Annotated in this window: 12 protein-coding genes; all 12 read right to left on the bottom strand. The window is 44.2% G+C overall.

Features of this window, described 5'->3' with window-relative positions:
• Positions 1-14: 14 nt before the first annotated feature.
• The 12 genes from E5672_RS06705 to sucC all read right to left on the bottom strand — a co-directional run bounded on the left by E5672_RS06705 (position 15) and on the right by sucC (position 23,827).
• Positions 15-1,925 (bottom strand): glycoside hydrolase family 13 protein, encoded by a 1,911-nt coding sequence (locus E5672_RS06705; protein ID WP_136781489.1) that lies wholly within the window; start codon positions 1,923-1,925, stop codon positions 15-17.
• A gap of 200 nt (positions 1,926-2,125) precedes the next feature.
• Positions 2,126-4,090, bottom strand: a complete 1,965-nt coding sequence (locus E5672_RS06700) for an alpha-amylase family protein (RefSeq protein ID WP_420809568.1) — start codon at positions 4,088-4,090, stop codon at positions 2,126-2,128.
• 114 nt (positions 4,091-4,204) lie between these two features.
• Entirely contained in the window at positions 4,205-5,116 is a 912-nt protein-coding gene (locus E5672_RS06695) for a PEP-CTERM/exosortase system-associated acyltransferase (protein ID WP_240692175.1), read from the bottom strand.
• A 103-nt stretch (positions 5,117-5,219) separates the two neighbouring features.
• On the bottom strand, positions 5,220-5,726 hold the full coding sequence (locus tag E5672_RS06690; protein ID WP_136781488.1) for an RNA methyltransferase: 507 nt from the start codon (positions 5,724-5,726) through the stop codon (positions 5,220-5,222).
• A gap of 684 nt (positions 5,727-6,410) precedes the next feature.
• Positions 6,411-7,262, bottom strand: coding sequence for a patatin-like phospholipase family protein (locus E5672_RS06685; RefSeq protein ID WP_136781487.1), 852 nt, complete (start codon positions 7,260-7,262; stop codon positions 6,411-6,413).
• Positions 7,263-7,427: 165 nt separating this feature from the next.
• A complete protein-coding gene (locus E5672_RS06680) occupies positions 7,428-11,759 on the bottom strand; it encodes an alpha-1,6-glucosidase domain-containing protein (protein ID WP_161569377.1) in 4,332 nt (1,443 codons plus the stop codon).
• 83 nt (positions 11,760-11,842) lie between these two features.
• Complete coding sequence (locus tag E5672_RS06675; RefSeq protein ID WP_136781485.1) at positions 11,843-14,893, bottom strand: TonB-dependent receptor; 3,051 nt, start codon at positions 14,891-14,893, stop codon at positions 11,843-11,845.
• Positions 14,894-15,431: 538 nt separating this feature from the next.
• Positions 15,432-16,928 carry a tryptophan halogenase family protein gene (locus tag E5672_RS06670; RefSeq protein WP_136781484.1) on the bottom strand — a complete coding sequence of 499 codons (1,497 nt, stop codon included), beginning with the start codon at positions 16,926-16,928 and terminating at the stop codon, positions 15,432-15,434.
• Positions 16,929-16,937: 9 nt separating this feature from the next.
• Complete coding sequence (locus E5672_RS06665) at positions 16,938-18,425, bottom strand: tryptophan halogenase family protein (protein ID WP_136781652.1); 1,488 nt, start codon at positions 18,423-18,425, stop codon at positions 16,938-16,940.
• Positions 18,426-18,592: 167 nt separating this feature from the next.
• On the bottom strand, positions 18,593-21,460 hold the full coding sequence (locus E5672_RS06660) for a TonB-dependent receptor (protein ID WP_136781483.1): 2,868 nt from the start codon (positions 21,458-21,460) through the stop codon (positions 18,593-18,595).
• Positions 21,461-21,788: 328 nt separating this feature from the next.
• Positions 21,789-22,661, bottom strand: coding sequence for a succinate--CoA ligase subunit alpha (gene sucD, locus E5672_RS06655; RefSeq protein WP_014998326.1), 873 nt, complete (start codon positions 22,659-22,661; stop codon positions 21,789-21,791).
• Entirely contained in the window at positions 22,661-23,827 is a 1,167-nt protein-coding gene (gene sucC / locus E5672_RS06650) for an ADP-forming succinate--CoA ligase subunit beta (protein ID WP_012518365.1), read from the bottom strand. The genes sucD and sucC overlap by 1 nt, the downstream gene beginning before the upstream one ends.
• Between the last annotated feature and the right edge of the window lie 101 nt (positions 23,828-23,928).

The raw sequence follows: 23,928 nt of genomic DNA, 5'->3' as shown, positions 1-23,928 counted from the left end.
CTTAATTAATACGGTTATTGCACAATGAAAACATTAGCCGACATAACAGGAAGGCTTAAGGTTTCAGAGGCATTAAATATTTGGCCGTCGCTGACACGTGTTATTGATACATCCGAACCCAATACCTCTGCGTACTTTGCTAAAGGTAAATCTACCGATTTTTTGTTAAGGATAACCATAAGCTTCTGGTCAGAAGTATCAGCTGTATCGTCGACTACACGAAAATATGTGTAAACACCGTCAACGGGGGCATAATGTTTAAGCTTGCCTTTAAATAGTTGAGGGTGAGACTGACGCAGCGCTAACAGGTTTTTTATACGCTTCTGTGCCCACAATTCATCATCAGAAAGGCCTTTACCGCTAAACGCATTTTTATCGCTATCCGATGGCCACCCGCCAGGAAAGTCTGAGCGAATAATACCGTGGTCTTCTGTGCCTTCATTACCCATTAAAATCTCAGTTCCGTAGAATACTTGAGGTATACCACGGGTTGTCAGAAACAACGTCATTGCCATATTCCACTTAGCTTTGTCGTGGTTTAATTGAGTGAAGATCCTGCTCATGTCGTGGTTGTCAGCAAAGATAACCAGGTTGTTCGGGTCACCATATAAAAAATCTGTAGCTAGTGTTTCATAAATAGATATAAATCCTGAGCTCCAGCTTTCTTCGCTATTTAAGGCTTTAACAACGGCTGCTTGAAGTGGGAAATCCATCACAGAAGGCAATGCGCTATCATAATCATCGTGTCGCTGACTGCCTGCTTGCCAATAGGCGGTTATAGCAGGGTTTACCGACCACTCTTCCCCAACAATATTGAAGTTAGGGTATTCCTTCATAATACGGTTAGTCCACTGACTTAAAAAACCTTTATCTGGGTATGAATAAGTGTCTACTCGTATGCCGCTCAGATTGGCGGTTTCTACCCACCAAATGGCATTTTGAATTAAGTAATTTGCTAAATGTGGATTGCGCTGATTCAGGTCTGGCATGGTTGCTACAAACCAACCGTCGCTAAACCCTTTGACATCACTCGCTACGGCGTGAGGATCGTGAAGTGATTCCCGCTTGTGGGTAGTACCGACAAACTGTCCGTAATTGTTTATCCAATCAGAAGACGGTGTATCCTTCATCCATACATGTTCACTACCGATATGATTAAGCACCATATCCATGATAACGCCTATACCGTTTTCGTTGGCTTTTTTACTTAGTTCTATAAAAGCATCATTGGAGCCAAAACGTGGATCTATATTGTAGTAGTCGGTGGTAGAGTAGCCATGGTAACTGTAGTTTTCCATTGCATTTTCAAGCATGGGCATGGTCCATATTTGGGTGAACCCCATCTCTTTTATATAGTCGAGGTTGTTAGAAATACCCTGAATATCACCACCGTGACGTCCACCTTTAAAAGACCTATCTACCTTATCTTTATACCCTTCAATGTTGTCATTACCCACGCTGCCATTGGCAAATCGGTCTGGGGCTATCAGGTAAATGGCGTCTTCCGGTCCGAAACCTTTTCGTGCTGATGAACCTTGGGCACGTTTTCCCAACGAAAAGTGAATGTCCCGTGAACTACCGTCCTCGTCTTTTAACGATAGCACCAATTCTTGCGGGCTCGCGTCGGCAATATCTAGCGTTACAAAAAGATAATTTTCACTATCAAGTGCCCTGCTCTGTTTTATTTGCACATTGCCCTCGGACACTAGAACCTTGTCATCGGCAACATTCTCGCCTGATATCATTAGCTCTACTTCGGCGTGTTGCATGCCTGCCCACCAGTTAGGCGGGTACACGTCTAGGTTATTTTCCTGATAAGAATAAACACAAAATACCGGCAAAATAGTAACGAAACTGGTAATCACAGAGAGCGAAGTATTGCGCAACGATGTAGTTTCATTACTTATGCGGTTACGTTTAAGCATAAAGATACCAATGTTAAAAATACGTTAAGTGCAAGGTGTAATCGCGATACTACATCGCATGGAGTGACTGACCAATGCTCTGCATACGTATTCACAAGAGGCCATGTTATTTACCTTGGCATTTCCCATGGTATTTCCCATGGCCTCTTGTTTACATAAATCCACTAGTAATACGACGTGTTAACAAGGCCAAGCACTTACTAAAACGCAAATACTTTGGTTTCTAAGCCATTCAGTGATAACGAGACTTTGTAATTAACATTATCTTTTTCTAGGTTAATGCTGTCATGAAAAAGAAGCGGCTCTAGGGTAACGTTTTTACTATCTTCACCAAGCACACTTGCTGGAACCGTGAACTTTATTTCCCCTGTGGGCTTTTCACTAAAGTTTGAAATAACCACAAACCCATGCTCGCCTTTAACGCGAGCAAACGTAAACTGTTGCTCTGAATAGGCTGAGCCTTCGACACCGAGGTTCAACGCATGAAGGCTTTGGTACTTACCAGCAATAGCCGGGTTACCAGCAGCAATAGACATAACGCGCTTGTAAAAGCTATGCAGTTCTTTTTCATCCTTCGTAGATTGTCCACCATCAAATTTACCGTTATTCATAAATCGCTGGTGAGCTGGAACACCCACGTAATCAAAGATTGAGGTACGTGTTGGATCGCCAAACCCAGTCTCTTCGCTGCCGTCTTCACCCACATCTTGGCCAAAATAAAGTAGCGTTGGTGAACTGCTTATTAGCGCACTCACAGCAAGTGCTGGCTTGCCTTTTTCGGCGCTACCTGCAAAGTCAGGGCTAGCGATACGCTGCTCGTCATGATTTTCTAAGAAGTGCAGCATGTGTGGTGCGATATCGCTGACTTTTTTATGAACGGCCACCAGGTCACTCACCTTGCCTTTTCCTTGCATGATTTCTTTTAACGTATCGTAAAAACCTACCTTGTCGTATAGGTAATCCATTTTACCTTTATGAATATAATCGCGATATTTGTCTGGCTGATAAACCTCTGCCAACAAGAATGAATTCGGCGCTTTTTTCTTGATGCTGCTGTTCAGAAAAGACCAGAACTCTACTGGCACCATTTCAGCCATGTCGAAACGAAATCCATCGACACCTTTTTCAATCCAATAATGGGCAATGTCTCTGAATTTGTACCACGAGTCTGGAAGGTCCTTCCCCTGCCAAAACGCAGCGTGTTCTTCGATAGATTTTTGTCTGTATTCGTCTGGTAGTATGGGAAAATCGTAGGTGCCGTCTGGCTTCACGCCGTAATTTACTTTTACCGTTTCATACCAGTCGTTAATATCTGGCTTCGCTGCTCTTGCGCCATTACCTGTCCACTTCGCTGGAAACTCCTCAAACTTACCGTCTGCTAACGGATGTGCTTCGCCGCCTAAAGGTTGATAATTATCAGCTGTAGGCACTTGAAACGCTTCACCCACTACATAGTAAAAGTTATTATCACGGGCGTACTCAACCGTTGTATCGTCTGTGGCGCCGAAATCGCTTACCCCTTCCGGTGCCGAAAGCGAATGATAGTCTCGCGCAACGTGGTTGGGAACGATGTCGATGACAACTTTCATTCCCGCAGCATGCGTTCTTTTTATCAGTGCTTCGAACTCTTCTAATCGCTTAGCTGGGTTCTCTGCTAAGTCAGGATTAACATTGTAATAATCTTTTACAGCATAGGGCGAACCAGCGCGGCCTTTCACTACATCTGGGTCGTCATTCGATATACCGAAATCCTTATAGTCGTTAATTACCGCATGGTGTGGCACGCCTGTATACCAAATATGACTGGTGCCTAAAGACTTTATCGCCCTAAGTGCTTCCGGTGTAAAATCACTGAATTTACCTACGCCATTTTGTTCAACTGTACCCCAAGGCTGATTGTTTGAATTAGTATTACCAAATAGTCGAGTAAACACTTGGTAAACCACAGGCTTACCTTGCCTTTCGTCTATATCAGAGTGCGTTTTCATATCGCCTTGTTGTTTTGATACCAAAGGTTTGCCTCTTTCGCCCTCAAGTGTTTGATTATTCGCTGGAGACGAAGGCCCTGAGCACGCGGTTATTCCAATTGAAAGCATAGCAATGGACAAGGGTTTTAAACAAAAACGAAGTTGGAGATTTGGCATAGTAATCATTGTGATAAACATAAATTATGCCGATAGGATACGCGTTAACTGGATGTTAAAAAACATGCATACGTATTCAGACCAAAAAAAACCGCCCAAACGGACGGCTGTTTAGTATCACTATATTGGATAATCTTACGCTGCTTGTGCTACGCGCAATGGTTTCTGCATAGAACGAGTGGTATGAGTTGGTTTATTTTCGATAAATTGTAATGCACTATAAAGTTTATTATGTATTTTTTTATGGAAACCTTGGAGTGGCTTAGCTAATTCCGTAGCCAAAACATTTGGAGAAACTCTATAAGGCACACGCTTACCGTTAAATTCTATCGCGTCACCGACTGAGTTGAAGTTAATACCAAACGCTTTCATTCTTCTTGCCAACTTAGGCTCCATTAACACGTATGCATGTTGCACATTTAAATGTTGGCATATGCTGGTTGCCATTAAATACAGCGCAATAGAAAGATAAGGAAAGTGCTCAACGTTAAATGGCGTGCTTTTCCTTTGTTTTATTTTTTCAAGTTTTTCAGTGGGTAAAATTTTGGAACGCATTTGGCGAACTCTGAACTCTCTTGGAATGGCCAACCTTGATATTTCACATACGCTCGTTGGGTCGCAACTAGAGGGAAGCAGTGCCCCATCTTCAAACGCTTCAGCACACTTTTCCTCTAAAGGTAGCGATAACCCAGCTTCAGTTGGCAATACCAACCGAATTGTACCTGCGCATTCACCTGTAGGGCGGTGTTTGATATAACAGTTGATTGCGCGATCATCGTACTTATCCTTTTCAATCGAAGCCGCATTTTTTTGCTCGAATTTCATCTCTTCACAATACACTTTGTGGCGAGTTTTATAGCTTACCTGCTTTTCATTTTCTTCGTTAGCGATCACCAGTTCGTAACGACTAAAGAAGAAATTAGAAATACTTTCTTCAAGTGACAATCGGCGTGGAAAGACGTTTAGCCATTGCCGTGGTAATTTAGATAGTTTATTGGACACGGCGCAGTTCAGCGCACGAACTGCGCTTATCGTATGAGTTTTCAACGCAAAGCTCCCCTGATTTTAATTTATTGTTAGGCTTGTGGGTAACTTCCTGTTCGCAGCAGCAGCCTTAGGTATTTTGTTAAAGTTAATAATTGAATTGCTATTAAATTTTTGCTTTGTTATTGGTATCACGACTTTGTCTGATAAGTGCATCCCCACTTACGTAATCAGACTTTGAAAGGCGGTCATAAAGTAAAACATTGGCTGTTGCCGCTAAGTTCATGCACGAATATGTGGGTATATAAACCACGTGGTCGCACCATGACAGTATATCCGCACCTACGCTTCCATCTTCAGGTCCCAAGATATAGAACGCATTTTCCGGGTGTTCGAATCTAGGCAAAGGCGCGGCTCCTTCGACAAGTTCTACTGCAACAACGGACGCACCTTCAGGCACCACTTCCCGCAAACTGTCAACGCCAATGGTTGGAATGACTTTATGGAACGCTTTAGTATCCGCGTTAAAGTCCTTGGCGAATCGATAGCGCTGGCCGGTGTAAAATACACTTGCAACACCGTAACAGCCCGCTGCTCTCAAAATAGAAGCAACGTTTACAGGATTTTTCGGGTTTACCAACCCAATTGAGATTTTCTGACTTGCTATTTGCACGATTTATTAGGCTTTTTCTATTTATTTTTCGATACTGCCACGTCTTTGGACACGCTTCTATGCGTAACCAGAAAATGTAGCCATAAGTATTAATTCACATACATAAATACCGTAACGCCTTTTATGAATACTCCGCAAAGCGACCACCGTAGAAGTCGTATTCACCACTATACTATTGAGTAAAATACTCAGTTTTTATGACGTTTTAACTAAATCTTGGTCGTCTGCTAACGCTTAAGGAAATCGAGTAAATGCTATCTTGGACGTATTGTTCTTCTGTATGAAAGTTCATAACTTTACCCGATTTAGTTCAGCAAAATACAGACCAATTCCATGAATTTTTTGCAAATTAAGTGCAAAGTTTACATATTTGTCTTTAGTCTTCGTACAAATTTACTGGTTTTCAGATAGTTATGCAGATGCGTTATTCAATGCTATTTCTTGGCACTGGCGTGATAAAACCCGTTATTGTCGAAAAGGACTATCTAAATTAAAGCCTGAGAAGGATTGAGAAAAGGGAAAATAAATAACGCGGCAAAAGGGGTGTAGCCAATTTGGTACATTATAAGCTACTGAGATTTAATGATTTTAAATCCATCAAAAAAAAAGCTTGGATAAATCCAAGCAATGAAGTGTTAGTGTTGCCTAATTACTACAGGTTAGGAAACAGATTATCAGTTGAGTTCACGCGGACTTTTGGTTTGTCACCCAATCAAGCTCTTTAATATAGCGTCTAGCCATACGTCGCCCCTGCCCGTATCCCCTCAATAACTTTTTCTTGTCCATTGTAAGCCGTTTTACGCAAAAAGCTTCATCTGGCGCTATAACTCGAATGGTGCAGTCTTTCGGTGGTTCGCTTAAAAAACTAAGCGTTTTATTATAAATGGTTGCCCGTTGCAGCATCTTCTCTAAGATGGCAGGTTGGTTGCCATACATTTTTTGCATTAACCATGCAGACTTAACCTCTGGCTTTGTAAAGCCAAGTGGTTGAGAGAGAATGACCGTAATATCCCTCGCCCCCATTTTGTACGCTTGAATAGCAGGTATCGCATCAGCCACACCCCCATCCAAATATCGGGTGCCGTTAATTGAAATCTCGTCACGATAAGCCGTTGGTAGTGCACAGGAAGCGACCATTAAATCATCAACATTATCTTTGGTGGCCTGTATATATTCACACTCTCCTGACTCAGCATTAGTAATACCTACATAAAGCGGCATACTGCTTTTTTCACCTGGGGCTGGAATGTTCATAGATTGTTTTGAATGATGCCATAGCCAATGGACATCCGTCATGTGTCCACCTTTAATAAAGCGTAGTGGACTAAAAAATTCTCTCTTCGTAGCGTATTGTGTAATGATTGTCTTACTCAAACCCTGCATTTTCGACACGTAGGTTGAGAGATTAGTGGCTCCAGCTGAAACTCCTATCGCGAAGTCAAACGAATAGTAACCATGCTCCATAAACTTATCTAGCACGCCTGCTGCAAAAACTCCGCGCATTGCACCACCTTCAACAACAAGGGCACTTTTCATTTTCATCTCCTTTTGAATTGACCCAGTCAATCTGGTATGACCACTTTCTACATCTTCATACTACTAAAGAATCAAGAGATATGCCAAATACAAAAAACCGCGTACTAAGACGCGGTTTTAAAATTATCGGCTTTTATAAACCGACCTATTAAAGGCCTGTCGAACTTACTTTTTCGTGACCGTTAAAGTAGGCGCAATACCATCAGGTCCAGACACCATAAACTCATAAAGTCCTGACTCAGAAACTTCAATCATAAGGTTGTTGTTACTCACACCTAATATTTTAGGCTCACCTGGAATAACAACATTACTTGCTGCATCATTAGGATTACCCAGGTTTACCGTCGACCAGTCTTCAGAGGCGACCTTAAATTCAATGCTACCTGCACTCAACTCGATGTCAGCGGTGTAAACGCCTTCCCCTTGATATTCAAACATATCTACCGCACCCCATCCATTCATACCGCCACGGATATAGACTTGAGTGTCCCCCCAAAACGCTTCTTTAAATACACCAATAGTAGGCGCACCTAAGTCAGTCACGTTGAAAACAAACACATAGCGGTCTGCAGTTTCAATGTTCAAGATAAGGTTATCGTTAGTTGCAGCAAGACTTAGAGTTTGACCCGGAGCCAGATTTCGATCCGCGTCATCTGCTGAGAATGCACCAAAGTTCACGGTACTCCAGTCTTCAGAAGCCACTTTAAACTCGTAAGTCCCTAGCTCAACATCACGAGAGAAAGTGTAAATACGTCCGCCTTGGTAAGCAAACTCCTCAGCCGTACCCCAGTCGTTCATTGCACCACGAAGATACACTGGTGTGCCAATATAGGGCTCTTCGTTTTCAACCATTAGGATTGGTGCTTCGCTATCAGTCGCATCAATAGTAAACAGGTAGGCCGCGCTCGTCGCTGGTGTAAATGAAAGGTTGGTATTAGTACGTGCAAGAACCTTTTCTTCACCCGCTACTACTGTACCTTCTTCACCATCCGCTGCGCCAAAGTTCACTGTACTCCAATCTTCAGATGCGAATTTGAATCCATATGTAACGCCACCTTCAAGTGTAGCTATTACGGTGTACTTACCGTCACCCTGATAGATGAATGCATCATCCGTTGACCATCCATTCATGTCTCCACGAAGGTAAGCGATGATGTCGCCGTAAGGAACAACATCTGGCGCACCAGACGTAGCAAACGCTGAAAGACCATAACCTTGGGCGCCAGATTGTGGTTTAACAAACACGGCAATGGTAAGCGCAGGAACGGTGAAGGTACCGTTACCGTCTTCGCCCTCAACAAAGGTAGCGCCGCGTACCGTGGCATCAACTGAATTCATTTGTGTGGCATGGAGCGAAAAGCCCGTTGCAGTGTTGACGGTGATAGACTTCTCTTCATATCCCGTATTCACTAGCACCATAATCGCATCATTCATCATGTCTAGGTCTAGACGAGACTCATCGCTGTTTTCCGATACGCCGTCATCAATGCTCATCGCAATGAGGCCTCGCTGCTGGCGCTCACCGATATTGTGGAAACCAATACGATCGATAATGTCTTCAGCGGTGGTCAATCTAAACAATGGGCTCGTCATACGAATGTTTAGCAACTCTGCAAACACGTCTGAGGCGAACATGATATCTGCCATCGACGCAGCGCGGTTCGGACTATAAATAAACTCACCCATTTCTTCCCAACGGGCTTCATTGTCCTGTGCTAGCGGTAAGCCTACATTCCAGTTATTGGTCTCGTAAGTGAAATCCACATAGTTAAACCAATCTCCTGCATCATAAGTGTTTCTATCCATTGATTTGGAGCGGAGCATGTCGCCGCCCATTTGCAGGAATGGAATGCCTTGAGATACAAGGTTGATACCCATAGCTACGTTTTGTGCACGAACTCGCTGCTCTAGGGTGATATCTTGCGGAAGCGTATAGTTTAATTGATCCCATAGTGTTTCATTATCATGCTTTGACACGTAGTTAATGATATCTGCAGGGTCTTCAGCATAGCCACCCAAGTTACTTGTCGCACCAGCACTGCCTGAAGACGTTTCTAATACATAGTCTTTCAACGTGCCTATCATGCCCATTTTCACACGGTCTTGAGCACTTAATAACCCTTCATCTTCTGCTCTGAAAATAGCGCCCTGACGAATAGCCTCACGAATACGGTCGTTATAGGTACCAATCTCAGTACCGGCCATATTCAGCTGACTTGCCTGCTCGTAACCACGGTCTATTTTGGTCCAACCTTCCCCATAAAAGTAATTGTCTTCGTCAATAGAATGAACCGCATCACGCAAGCGCACCATGGTGTCTTTAGTGGCTTGGCTCATAATATCGAAACGGAAAGAGTCATACTTATAGTGTTCAGTCCACATAAGCAGTGAGTCTTTCATGAATTTTTCCATCATGACATTACGAGGTTCGGTGTCATCACAGCATGTTTCACGAACAATCGCACCAGTATCCACTTCGTAACGGTGATAGTAGCCCGGTACCGCTTTGTCTAAAACTGACTTGCTGAAAACACCCGATGCATTGGTATGGTTGTAAACAACGTCTAATGCAACACGAAGTCCCATCTCGTGAAGTGCTTGGATCATGGCGCGCATTTCTACAATGCGTTCTACACCCTCTGCACTCGACGCATAACTTCCTTCCGGCGCGTTAAAGTGATGAGGGTCATAGCCCCAGTTGAACGTATCTAGATTCCGCAAATCATTAGTAAGCTGTTGTGCCTTGCCCGCTTCAGATAGTGGATCATAAGAATTGTAAACATCGATTAGCAGTGCGTTTGCGCTTTCTTCTTCACACACTGCCGCACCGCTGTTTAAGCGACACAATTTGCCTACCGTATCGTATAAATCAACGGTCTTAGTAGGGTCTTCGTCAATGGTTGCGATGTCATTCGCTGGAAGGATATGGAAGTAGGTAAGCCCTGCCTCAACTAGCTTTTTAAGGTGTTCGACCGGCGCTGTACCTTCTTCCGTGAAGGCAAGGTATTTACCTCGATTTTCTTCAGAAGTAGACATATCACGCACACTGAAATCACGAATGTGACCTTCGTAAATAACTGCGTCTTCGTAATTTTCAACCGTAGGGATGGTGTGAGAATCCCACCCTTCAGGTTTTAAATCATCATCCGCTAGATTTACAAACTGCGAGAAACGGCCGTTTGTGCTTAGTGATACAGAATATGGGTCTGTTACAAGCAGTGTCTCTACTTTGCCCGTTATCGGGTGATAAACAGTAACTTCATAACGGTAAAGCTGACGGTCAAGCGACATATCACCTTCATGGCGCCAAACACCTGAGGTATCGTCACGAACCATTTCAATACGTTGGTTTAATGTCTTGTTGTCGTTATAAAGTAAAAGGTCAACATTTGAAGCAGTAGGTGCCCACAGTGCAGCAGTTATAACTGCGTCAGTGTAGATTCCGCCAAGTTGAGCTTCGTCAGCATCGTCTTCCCCTAAGGTGTACAGGGCATCAATAGCATTAGCTAATTGGATACCTGTTGCAGCTACTAGCGTCCCGTCAGCATCATATCCGCCAACAACCGCTTGTGTCGTCAATACCGTTTTGGCATCTTCTACCAACCAGTCACCTTCCCATGCTTGCATAGAAGATAAATTCGGCGCGCGGGTAGATTGCTCCTCGGTAAGCGTTGTACCCATTAGGGTTACTTGAGTACCGTTGATACCCTCTTCCAGCGTACTCTCTAAATCAGCCTGAGCTGAATAGTGAAGCTTTACCTCTGAAACCGTTTCGGGAACATCCCATAAAATGGTGTTTGCATCTAGCCAATGGGCACCAAAGCCTTCTATATCAACAGGCTGAGGACCAAGCGACATTATGGGGAACTCAAATATGGTTGGCTCACCAGAAAGGGTAAAATTCATGCGTACAAAGGTTTCGTCGTCTTGAACAAGTGAGCCTTGGAAATCACCTCCCCCCATTTCTTTACCGGCGTCATCGGTACCTTTGTGGATGATGAAATTGTGGCAGCTTCCATACCCCTCTTTAAGCTCTAAAATCCAATATGCTCCGTAGTTTGGATCGATGCCACTGTGAATACGTCCGTTTGCCCAATCAGTGTCTGCATCGGCATAAGCATCACACGTGTCATTATTCCAAGTGTGCAACCTCCAGCCCTCGTAAGCCGCATCGTTGCTAGAATTATCCGCATCAATAGCAGCGCGGTTATAGTACAACACGGCTTGATTAGCTGAAGGGGTGAATACTGGTGCAGGTAAGCTAGGATCTGCACCAGCCTCACATGCGTCATTTGCTTCATTAGGCACTAACGGCGCATCGCATTGAATAGGTGGTGGTGGCTCACAAGCTGTTCCTGCTGCGTTAGGTACGTTAGGCACCTCACAAGTCAACAGGTCATTTGTGCCCGATTCAACGCCCGAGCCTCCACAACCAGCAAGTGTATAAGCGCCTACTAAAAGTAACGCGGCCCGCACTACCCTTTTTTTAGTAAACATAGAATTCTCCTGAATATTTTCGCTATTTTTGGCAGCCGAACATTTTTGTGCGTCGCTAAATAAATTACCTAAAATGTTAGTTTTCATAGTTGGTAGGTCATCCCTAGGTAATATTGCGTGCCGAAGTATTGAATGGTGCCGGTTTGTTCTTCTGATGCGAAATAGCTCTTTGTAGGCTCGTCAGTTAAGTTGTTAACTTGGAACAGTACACTCCAATTGTCGTTAATTTCATAAGACGCTTGGTAATCTATTACCAATTCTTCGTCAAAGTTAACTACTTGGTCGTTTACTGCTACCTGTTGCGATACAAACGCGTCGCGGTAACGGCTAGACAATCGGGTTTCGAAGCCTTCGTATTCCCAGAAAACCGTTAGCGTTGCCACATTCTCGGAAAGCCCTGGTAAATTAGCAGCATAAACACCGTCGCCCAGTGTGCGCTGAATTTCACTTTCGGTGTAAGAGTAACTTGCGCTTACGCCTAATCCCGACCACATGCCAGGCAGCATGCTATAAATTTGCGTGTAAGCGACTTCTAAACCTCGAATGTAGCCACCTTCAGCGTTATTTACCGCAGTGCTGTAGCTACCATTTTCGGTAGGCACAGTAATAAAGATAGGATCGCCATTTTCATCCCGAGCTAGTTCGGCTTCTTGCCCCGTAAACTCTGGCGTTAAGTAAACCGGCACGCTTACATTGTCAGGAATTACAATGCCATTAGCTTCAAAATCGTAAGGCTCTATTTCGATGTCTTCTACGAATGACTCAATGTCCTTGTAAAAACCTGCAACGACAAGTGCCCCTTCCGTATCTGAGAAATAATATTCCCATGAAACATCATATTGCGTTGCGTAGAAAGGCTCTAAGTAAGGGCTGTTACGCGCATTACCGCTAACTCTTGCTGTCGGATTAGAAAGGGTAATTTGCCCAGAATCTCTGTCTTGGAAGGCGGTAACTGTTTCAATCGTCGTAGATGCATTTGCGGCAAAGCGATTGATGGGCGCTCTACCCATGACCTTTGCAGCCGCTACACGAAGTTGTGTGTCATCCGTAAGCTTAAAATTGAGGTTTATTGAAGGCAAAACGTCAGAATATTCGTGACTTATTAAGGCTGGGCGATAGAAGTTGTTGATTAAACCAACGTCGTCAGTGATATTTTGTGCGCCTGCAGTTGGGTCACTAACTTCAACCGATGTTCCGGTTTCCAAGTCTTCAATTAATTGTGTTGCGCGCTGTAGCGTAGTCGAGCTTTGCTTACTTTTAACGTAACGTACACCGATATTACCTGTTATCGGAATACTACCTATTTCCGTATTGATGGTAGCCATTAAGTAAGCCGAGTTTACGGTTTCGAAAACATCGCCGCTTTCTTGCAACGTCCACGCTGTAGCAGGTCCTGTACCAGGGCCATTAATTACACCTGCGGCGCCTGGTCCCCAAGTCTGAACTGGCTGTGGTCTGCCACCCGGGAACCATGCATTTAGTGCACTGTCCAGATCAACAGATAGATAACTTGGGAAGTAATCAAAATCACCGCTCCAATTAACCTGCTCAACCATGTCTGAAGTTAAGCGCAGCGGTGGCTCGCTTACCGAAAATGCACTGTCATTTCCGTACTCAAATACAGAGCGATCATTATTGTACTCTCGGTCAGAGTAACGATAACCAAACTCAAACCCTGAAATAATGGGTGTATCGACATAATATTGGAAGTCTACACGATAGGCATCTAGTTCATCCGTGTTTTCAAAAGGATAGATACCGTATTTACTTACCATCACACGGTCTAAATCGGTAAATGCATCAGTTTGGTTAAAACCGATATCGGGCAGGTTTAGGCCATTAAGCAAATAAGATATTTGGACGTTTTCGTCGAACACGGGATTTGCCGCTGTCGCGTCTTCGCCAACAAGCGACCACAATAAGCCGTTCCTGAAGTCACTTTCAGCACTTGAACGTGATACGTCAAACTGTACCGCGAAGTCGGATGAAATCTCCCAGCTTGCATTAACACCTAAGTTGGTAACGCTATCAAAGTCTTGGTTATCGTCGTTTACCAATTCAACACGGGTAAAGCTGCTATCGGTTCTAGAGAACGTCCCCCCAATAACGCTGTTGTTAACCACTACTGGATTTGTGATCCCAGCATTAATGCCGCCTAACTTAACTCGAAAACCACGAGCAAAGGCTTCTGAATCAAATTTTGAGACAAATGCATCGGCTTTTAATGTGAACGTATCGATAGGCGCCCATTCAAATGCCGCGACGTATCCATCGCGGGTCTCTTCCCCGCCCTTGTGCTGCATTTCAAAACCTTCTGAAATGAGTTCACAATTGGGACATTCTGAAGGGCCGTCAGTATCACCTTCTAGCCCATCAACATCTACCTGACCGTTATAAGCTAAACCAATGAATTGAGTAGAAACACTTGGCTGAAATAGACGAGCGTAACCTAGTGATACACCAAGCGTATCGTCAAGGAATTTTCCTTGATAAGAAAAACTTAATCTGTGGCCGTATTCTGTCGCGTCACTTATCTCTGACGCTCGGTCATTGTACATTCCGCGCATGTTCGCGCTGAACTTGTGTTGCTCTTCAATGGCGAGAGGCGATGCCGTTTTTAGCTCTACCGTACCAGCGATACCGCCTTCAATTAGCGATGCCTTGGGTGATTTATAAACCGCCGCTTCGCTTATTAGTTCAGACGGGTATTGATCGAACTCAATAGCGCGGCTTCCGCTGGTGGATACCTGCTCTCTACCGTTTAACGTAGAAAATACAAAGTCGCCTGACAAACCACGGATGTTAATTTGTGCTGCTTGCCCTCCGGTACGCACAGCGGAAATACCCGGTAAGCGTGTCAGTGCATCTGCCATCGATACATCTGGAAGCCCACCTAGATCATCTGCGGATATTTGTTCAGAAACCGTATCAGAGAAACGCTTCTGGTTTAATGATTGGATTAAGCTGGTACTGAAACCACGTACTTCAATACGTTCCAGGGTATCTTCCTGTGGCCGTTCAACTTCGTCTACTGAAGTGTCTGGAGACTCTTGGGCATAGAGTGGAACTGCACTAAAGGCAACCCCACTACTTATCAAGGCCGCCATAATGGTACTGGGTTTGAATGTTTTCATTGGTGTCCCATCCTTGTTTATTATCGACACTTTCAGGACTACCACACCTAAAAATGTCTCTTATACCAATCCGCATAGATAAGTGCCCACTCAGAAGGCGCTGGCAAGTTTCCTAGCGAAGCGTGGGAATGTAGGAATGGCTGTTCCCTTTCAAATTCCCAGAATGAAGCTAGGAAGCTTGCCAGACCTTCCCGAAGGGCGAGTTTAAAATGTCCGTACTCTTTGTTGTGTCACCTTGATGTAGAACAACTATACCTGCGGTAACACGCCGCGATTACGAACATTTTAACTCTCGCTGAGTGGGTAATTATCTATGCGGACTGGTATTATGCTTCAACACCAAATACTACTGTTTTGTATAAAAAGGGAGCAATGCTATGCATACGTATTCATTTACATTTTATATACATAGCGTTAACAGCGATAGGGAGGAATTGGGTAATACGTTTTGAAGAGAATCAATAAAAAGACAGCTACTACCTGCTAATTAAAGTGGTATTTGTTAGCGTGCCATCCATAGCGTTAGCTAGCTAAAGTATTAACGCATGAGTTCTTCAAGTACGCTATTGTTGTGCTTGAAATTTAACGCGCAGCCCTGAATAAAACGCTCAATGTTCTGTTCTTTATACAAATCGCCTCTACCGGGCTGGTTTTTCTCTAAAGGCGGAAATGCGCCATAGCCGGCAAACAGGCAGTGCCATGATACAGAATCCCAGTGCATCCCTATATTTTGGCGTTTGATTTCCGTTGCCAGATCTTCGCGACTAAACCAAGTACTTATGATTGATTTTAAGGAGTCAGACATCACCATGTTGTTTCTATTGTCACGCCAGTAATCACTATCGTCTCTTGTATTTAGCTTATAGTGCGCCACTATATAGTCACGAACACGATCAAAACGTTCTTTAGCAAAAGAATTATAATTACTGCTTTCTTTCGTTGAAAAACCGCTCTTTTCAAACATGTCCGAGAAATACTCGATACAAATCTGAACCAGGTGTAGCGCCGTGGCTTCAAGGGGTTCTATAAACCCTTGAGATAGGCCTAATGCCAAACAGTTTTTGTGCCAGTGCTGTCCAACTTGCCCCACTTTCATTTTAAGATGTCGCGCTTCTACATCGGTACTTTCAAGACCAAGGTGTCGACGTAACTCTTCTTCGGCCTGGTCCTTGGATAAATGTGCAGCACTGTAGACGTAACCGTTGCCGGTGCGATTTTGTAATGGTATCGTCCAGCACCACCCGTTCGAAAGCGCTGTCGACTGGGTCTCTACTTTGATATTTTCTTGTACTCGTGTAGGCAGTACCACCGCAGAATCGTTGAACAAGTTTTCAGAATAAGAGTTGAACTTAACGCCTAAGGACTGCTGCAACAAAGTTGAGGAAAAACCTGTGCAATCAACGAAAAAATCTCCCTTAATAATGCCTTTGTCTGTCACAAGATGACTTATGTCTCCACGAGGGTAAAGTGCTACGTTGCTAATGATGGCATTTATATGAGTGACTCCTTTTCCAACGGCCACTTCACGTAAGTAGTTTCCTAGCAATGCACTATCAAAGTGGTAACCGTATTCCATTCTAAAAGGAAAATTATCAGGCGTAAGTGGCGCTTTGTTTTGCTGAGCCAACACGCCATTGATCAAAAAGTCTTCCGGCGTAACGTGCGTATCAAGTCCAAGCCGTCGGGTACGGCAGTTAACCTCGAAAGCACGCTGGGTAAAAGTATCAGTTTGAGAGATGAATGGATGTCGATACTGGTTAATACCAGATCCAGGGCTCCAGTCTTTAAACTGAATGCTAACTTTGTACGTTGCATTGCACTTAGGCATCCAATCATTTTCTTGAATATTCAATTCGTCAAAGAAGCGTTTCAGTGTAGGTGTAGAACCCTCGCCCACACCTATAATGCCAATATCGGAAGACTCAACAAGTGTAATATTGACCTTGCCTGATGGCCATTTGTGCGCAAAATAATTTGCAGCCATCCAACCGGCAGTACCTCCCCCGGCTATAACAATATGGATTGGGCTATTCATAGTATGTAACTAACCACAAAACTGTTTCAAAAAGTCATCATGCGTCGCAATTTTACCAATGGGTTCATTTTTAATTCGCTTAATATTTTGCATGAGTTCTTGCAGCTTTTGTTCAGACAATGCATTCGCTAAAGGGTGGTAGTCTTTCTGTACTACCCCCTGTCCCATTAGTACCTGTAGCCAAGAACTCTCAAGGAACAAGTCATTTTGTTCCCTAAACAAGTTACCAGACGCTCTAAATAACTCGATTTTATGCGTTAAGCTGTCTGGAACATCCATTTCTCGTAAATCCTTCCAGAAATGTGAATCCTTTCTTTCATTTACGTGATAATGCAAAATAATAAAATCGCGAATTTGTTCAAACTCCAACTGCGATTGTTTGTTATATTCATCAATTTGACGTTGCTTAAAACCGTCGTGTGGAAACAGGTGAATAAGCCTAACCACCGCTGACTGAATTAGGTGTATGCTGGTTGACTCTAGAGGCTCTAAAAAGCCGCTAGACAAACCAACTGCCACTACATTTTTATTCCACTGCTTACGTCTTCGCCCTGTTCTAAAACGAATGAAATTAGGGTCTGCCAACGGTTTGGTATCAAGGTTAGACGACAAGATATCCAGCGCTTGGTCATCAGAGTAATAGTTACTGCTATACACAAGACCATTTCCGTTGCGGTGTTGAAGCGGAATTCTCCACTGCCACCCCGCAGAATGAGCAATTGAACGGGTGTAAGGCAACGTTTTTTCTAATCGTTCACTCGGCATAGCAACAGCGCGATCACACGGTAACCAGTGCGACCAGTCTTCATATCCGGTGTTTAACGTCTGCTGAGTAAGAAGCCCCTTAAAACCGGAACAGTCAATAAACAAATCTCCTTCGACATGTTCACCGCTTTTCAATGTAACCCCAGTCACAAAACCATTGTCGGCATCCTGCGTGACATCACTAATAATACCTTCTTTACGGGTAACCCCCATTGCTTCACATTTTTTGCGAAGGAAGCGTGCATAGAGGGAAGCGTCGAAATGGTACGCATAGGGCATTTCAATAATTGGATCAGGTGACTTGATGTGTGCAAACTTCCCGTTTTTACACGCCAGATAGTTTAAGTCGTATTCCCAAATAGAATCGGTAAGGCCAAGCGTTTGGGCTCGCTTGAAGTAGTGGTGAAAATGACAGAAAGCGTAACTCTTTCCTGGAGCGCCAAAGGTATGAAAATAACTTTCACCCTGCACCCGCCAGTTTTCAAATTTAATCGCCAGCTTCATAGTCGCGTTTGTTTCGCGCAGAAATTCTTTTTCATCTATACCCAAAACGTTGTTTAGGGTGATGATTGGAGGAATAGTGGCTTCTCCAACGCCAACGGTGCCAATCTCTTCAGACTCGACTAAGGTTACGTCTACACCCGCTCCGATAAGACGCTTAATGACCGCAGCTGATATCCAACCAGCAGTGCCACCGCCAACAATAACTACATTCTTTACTGTTTGATTCATCATAAATTTGCTGTCACCACTTATTTTTCAGCAGTTCACTAACACCACTTCTTAACATGGCATGTGCTGGTATACAACAAAAAGCCCCAACACCTGCGTTAATTGGGGCTTTTTTAATATCACCTGTTTACACGCCTGCACTTTGCAAGCGCTGCTTTAACGTACGCTTAGAATGTGTAGTTAAAGCCAAGTAAGAAGTTACGACCGTAACTTTGGTACTCAGTAATTTGGCGACTGTCGCCCGGATTAACACGAACGGTTGGCTCGTCAGTTAAGTTCTGGCCTTGAAGCGTAACGCGAAGTCCCTCAAGGTACTCAATGCCAGACCCACTGAAGTCGTAACCGATTTGCGCATCAATCTGCTTAACACCGTTGTCTTCGATTTGTGCCAATGCAAGGCTAGTTGCACGTGTTTCAGTAGCGAATGCATCGCGCTTAGTCGCAGACACACGTACTTCAAATCCATTACTTTCATAAAACGCCGTCAGTGAATAAGTCTCTTCCGACAGTCCTGGCACTGAATCACCGTTGTCTAACTCACCATCTAAGAAGGTCGCACTTGCAAAAACACCGAAGCCCTCTAATGATTCATGAACAATATCAAACGGGATACTACCTTGCAGTTCCCAGCCCCGAACAAAACCTTCAAGACCATCTTCACGGAAGCTAACAATACCGTTAAATGTTGCTGGTGGAACGATATCGTTCTCATCTAGCACATCATCGCCATTGATATCTGTTTGACCTGAAGTTTGGTGAAAACCTTCGATGTATGACTCGCTGAAGTCTCCAACCGTTTGACCAGCTACGTGCCAGTTAGTCAAATCTTTATAGAAGAAACTAAGGGCGAAATATCCTGAATCTGCGAAGTAATTCTCATAGGCAATGTCAAACTGATTTGCTTCCAGCGGCTTTAAGCGCGCATTACCTGAACTTGCAGACCATGGTCCATTAGCGACATTGCTGGAAATTATCTGCTGATCGTTAAACGTAAAGCTTACCGTGTTGTTCGGGCGCATATCGTCCATACGCGGACGGCTAATAACCTTACCTAATGCTGTACGAATGAATTGGTTTTCAGCTATTTCAAAACTCAAGTTTAGCGTTGGAAGTACATCGGTGTAAAAGTCGCCATCAGACACAGCCACCGCTGATGTAAAGCCCGTAGGACCTGTTGTTGTGTTGAAACCCGTGCCAGTTTGGTCAACGTTCACGACCTGCAACCCTAAATTACCGAAAACTAATACATCACCTATCTCAGTTTCAATATCAAGTTTCGCATAGGCGGTAAGAATATCTTCTTCGATAGTATAGGTATCACCGCGACGGCCATTTTCAAAAAGCTCAGCATCTGTCAGCGTATAATAGCCACTTCGATATAGACCTAGTCCGTCGTACGCAATTACGCCTTCAATGCCAATATGGCTTAAGTCCGCGGTGCCAATTGGATTAGGTACTAACTCTTGGTTTGGCCATGAAGGTGCGGTTAAGAAGAAACCATTATTGTCTTTTGACTTTTCGCGCGTTTGATAGTTAACACCAGCAGTTAACTTCGAGAAAATTCCCCACTCAACGAAGCCTTGTAGATCTAAACGAACCGCATCGAGTGTTTCATTAAATACTGGCTCGTTAACAAAGCCATCTTGTGCGGTATCTGGACCGAATCCTTCAACACCTTGAAAGGCTTCAACTGGCGCTAGTGAACCACCCCAAGCCTGCGGACCTGCCAGGTAAATAGAGGAAGGATCAGCAAGGTCTACACTGTCCAGCGTTGGGTGGTCGCTGTAAACAGCACCCGAAGATGTCATCGTCCACGAACGCGGTGTTAAAGGTCGGCCGTCAATGCCTGCACGCCCAACACCTGAATAACTTTCTACATCGGTAATTCGTTTATCCACCTCGCCCGACGATACGTCTAATGTGGCTGTCCAATTGTCGTTGATTACATATTCTACGTTCAAACCGAACGTAGTAAGCTCAGCTTTCTGCTGTCTTGAATCGTTGCGAATGACAGATAGGAAACCGTCATAATAACCAGAAGTTACAAGACCGTCTTCAACACCAGTGATGGTATAAGCGCCTGTTCCCCACTCAGCTCCGCCTTCTTCAACACCACGACGTGCATCGTTTTCTTCAAAATCGATGTAAAGCGCGTCGAACTGAATAGTAAGATTATCTGACGGGGCATATTCAATTACACCCGCAATAGAAGTACGCTCAAGCATTGCAGAACGTGTATATGAATCGTGACCACCAAGAATTACTGTACCTTCTGGAACTTCTACGCCCTCAGCAGCATTATCAGGGTTAGCCGTTGCATATCCCCATCCACGGAAGTACTGCTCTTGACGTGGCGATTCCATATCAGCTATCGCTAAAGCAACACCAAGTTTATCGTCTGCGAATTGGTCTACGTAGTTAAAGGACAAGCGATGTCCCTTATTATCAAAGTCAGGGTTACCGGCATCTTCTTGGTTAGCTTCATATGTGCCGTTTATTGCAACTGTTTTTTGCGCGTTCAGCGGGCTGACGGTTTGAATATCAACAGTACCACCAATCCCCTGTGTCATTAAGCCCGCTTCTGGTGTTTTATAGACTAAGATATTAGAAACAATTTCTGTAGGGTAAAGGTCAAACTCAACACCACGGTTATCACCCATACCTAATAGTTCTCGACCGTTTAGCGTAGTACCTACATAGTTCTCGTTGAAACCACGAACAGAGATACCGCTTGTACGGCCATTGCGTCGTTCACCGGCAAGACCTGGAAGACGTGCAATTGATTCTGCAATACTGGTGTCTGGAAGCTTACCAATATCTTCAGCAGACAAGGCTTCAACAATTGACGTGTTATCCATTTTGATAGCTTGTGCACGTTGTAGGCTGCCGCGAATACCGCTTACCTGAATAACTTCAAGGTTATCTTCATCAACAGCATCAGCGTTTGCATCTTGAGCAAGTGCAGGTGCACAACCAAACGCCATTCCGCCAGAGATAAGCGCAGCTTTTATTAGGTTGGGTTTAAATTGTTTCATAAAACGGGTGTCCCATACAGTTATAGTTGTTGTCTTTTTGTTGTTCTTATGACAAATAAATGACAATACATCTCACGGGGACAATGCTATAGAGGACCCAAGGTTTGCACAATTGCCTGCATACGTATTCAATAAAATTTATGCAACACACCATTAACAAAGGCTGCGCAAACCATTACGTAATTTAACAACAAAATGCGCGAATAATCGGGTGCTTAGCGTGATTAGTTGTTATTTTGTTACACTCGGTCAAAAACAATTGTTAATAAGGCTGCACAAAAAAGCCCGCTTAATGCGGGCTTTTATCACAACATTGTTAAGCGTTAGCTTACCAACCTGTAGTCTCGCGAAGCGCCTTACCGATATCGGCAAGTGAACGAACAGTTTTAACGCCTGCGTCTTCTAGTGCTTTGAATTTTTCATCAGCAGTACCTTTACCGCCTGCGATGATTGCACCAGCGTGACCCATACGCTTACCTGGAGGAGCAGTAACACCTGCAATGTAAGAAACAACAGGCTTAGTTACGTTCGCTTTGATGAACGCAGCTGCTTCTTCTTCTGCAGTACCGCCGATCTCACCGATCATTACGATAGCTTCAGTTTGCGGATCGTCTTGGAACATCTGAAGGATGTCGATGAAGTTAGAACCAGGAATTGGGTCTCCACCGATACCAACACAAGTAGACTGGCCAAAACCTTCGTCAGTAGTTTGTTTAACTGCTTCGTACGTAAGTGTACCAGAGCGAGAAACAATACCTACTTTACCAGGCTTGTGGATGTGACCAGGCATGATACCAATTTTACACTCTCCAGGAGTGATAACACCTGGGCAGTTTGGACCAATCATGCGAACGCCTTTCGCTTCAACGTATTCTTTAACGTAAAGCATGTCTAGCGTTGGAATACCTTCAGTGATACATACGATTAGCTCGATACCCGCATCTGCAGCTTCAACAATTGAATCTTTACAGAAAGGTGCTGGTACGTAGATAACTGTTGCAGTTGCGCCAGTTGCTTCTACCGCTTCACGTACAGTGTTGAACACTGGAAGACCTAGGTGCTCAGTACCGCCTTTACCTGGTGTTACGCCACCAACCATTTGCGTACCGTAAGCAATTGCTTGCTCAGAGTGGAAAGTACCCTGACCGCCAGTGAAACCCTGACAAATTACTTTAGTATCTTTGTTAATTAATACAGACATTATTTGCCCTCCGCTGCAGCAACAACTTTCTGTGCTGCATCAGTTAGCGATTCAGCAGCGATGATATCAAGACCTGAGTTCGCTAGAACTTCACGGCCAAGCTCTGCATTGGTACCTTCAAGACGTACAACTACAGGTACTTCTACGCCAACTTCTTTAACCGCACCAATGATACCTTCTGCAATCATGTCACAGCGAACGATACCACCGAAGATGTTAACCAATACCGCTTTAACATTGTCATCAGAAAGAATGATTTTGAATGCTTCAGCTACACGCTCTTTAGTTGCGCCGCCACCAACGTCAAGGAAGTTAGCTGGCTTACCGCCGTGTAGGTTTACGATGTCCATAGTACCCATTGCAAGGCCTGCACCGTTAACCATACAACCTACGTTACCGTCTAGAGCAACGTAGTTAAGTTCCCACTGAGCCGCGTGTGCTTCACGCGCGTCTTCTTGTGAAGGATCTTGCATATCTTTCAGCTTAGGCTGACGATATAGCGCGTTACCATCGATACCTACTTTCGCGTCTAGGCAGTGTAGGTTACCGTCAGTTTTAATAACTAGCGGGTTGATTTCGATAAGCGCAACGTCAAGCTCTTCAAACATCTTAGCTAAGCCAAGGAAGATTTGAGTGAATTGCTTGATTTGTACGCCAGAAAGACCTAGAGCAAACGCCATTTCGCGCGCTTGATAAGGCTGAGGACCTACAATTGGGTCGATTTCAGCTTTAAGGATTTTCTCTGGAGTTTCTTCTGCAACAGTTTCAATCTCAACGCCACCTTCAGTAGATGCCATGAATACAACGCGACGGGTTGTACGGTCAACTACTGCACCAAGGTAAAGCTCGTTAGCGATATCTGTGCAAGATTCAACTAGGATTTTGCTCACAGGCTGACCATTTTCGTCAGTCTGGAAAGTCACCAAATTTTTGCCTAGCCAGTTTTCAGCGAAAGCGCGAATGTCGTCTTTGTTTTTAACTAGCTTTACACCGCCAGCTTTACCGCGACCGCCCGCGTGTACCTGACACTTAACTACCCACTCTTCTCCGCCAATTCGGTCAGCGGCTTCTACAGCACCTTGAGCAGTGTCTGCTGCGTATCCTTCAGAAACAGGCAAACCGTATTCTTTGAATAGCTGCTTACCTTGGTATTCATGCAAATTCATGGTGTTTCTATCCGATTTTTTTATGAGACAAAAGCCGCAAATGCGACTTGATTAGTTTGACTGATATTATAGGGCAAATATCAGCGTTGCGTTAGACGCCA

Origin of the sequence: Alteromonas portus, from assembly GCF_005117025.1 — a bacterium.
In the GTDB taxonomy this organism is placed as follows: domain Bacteria; phylum Pseudomonadota; class Gammaproteobacteria; order Enterobacterales; family Alteromonadaceae; genus Alteromonas; species Alteromonas portus.
The sequence above is the reverse complement of the archived record's forward strand: the minus strand, read 5'-3'. Positions and strand labels throughout refer to the sequence as shown.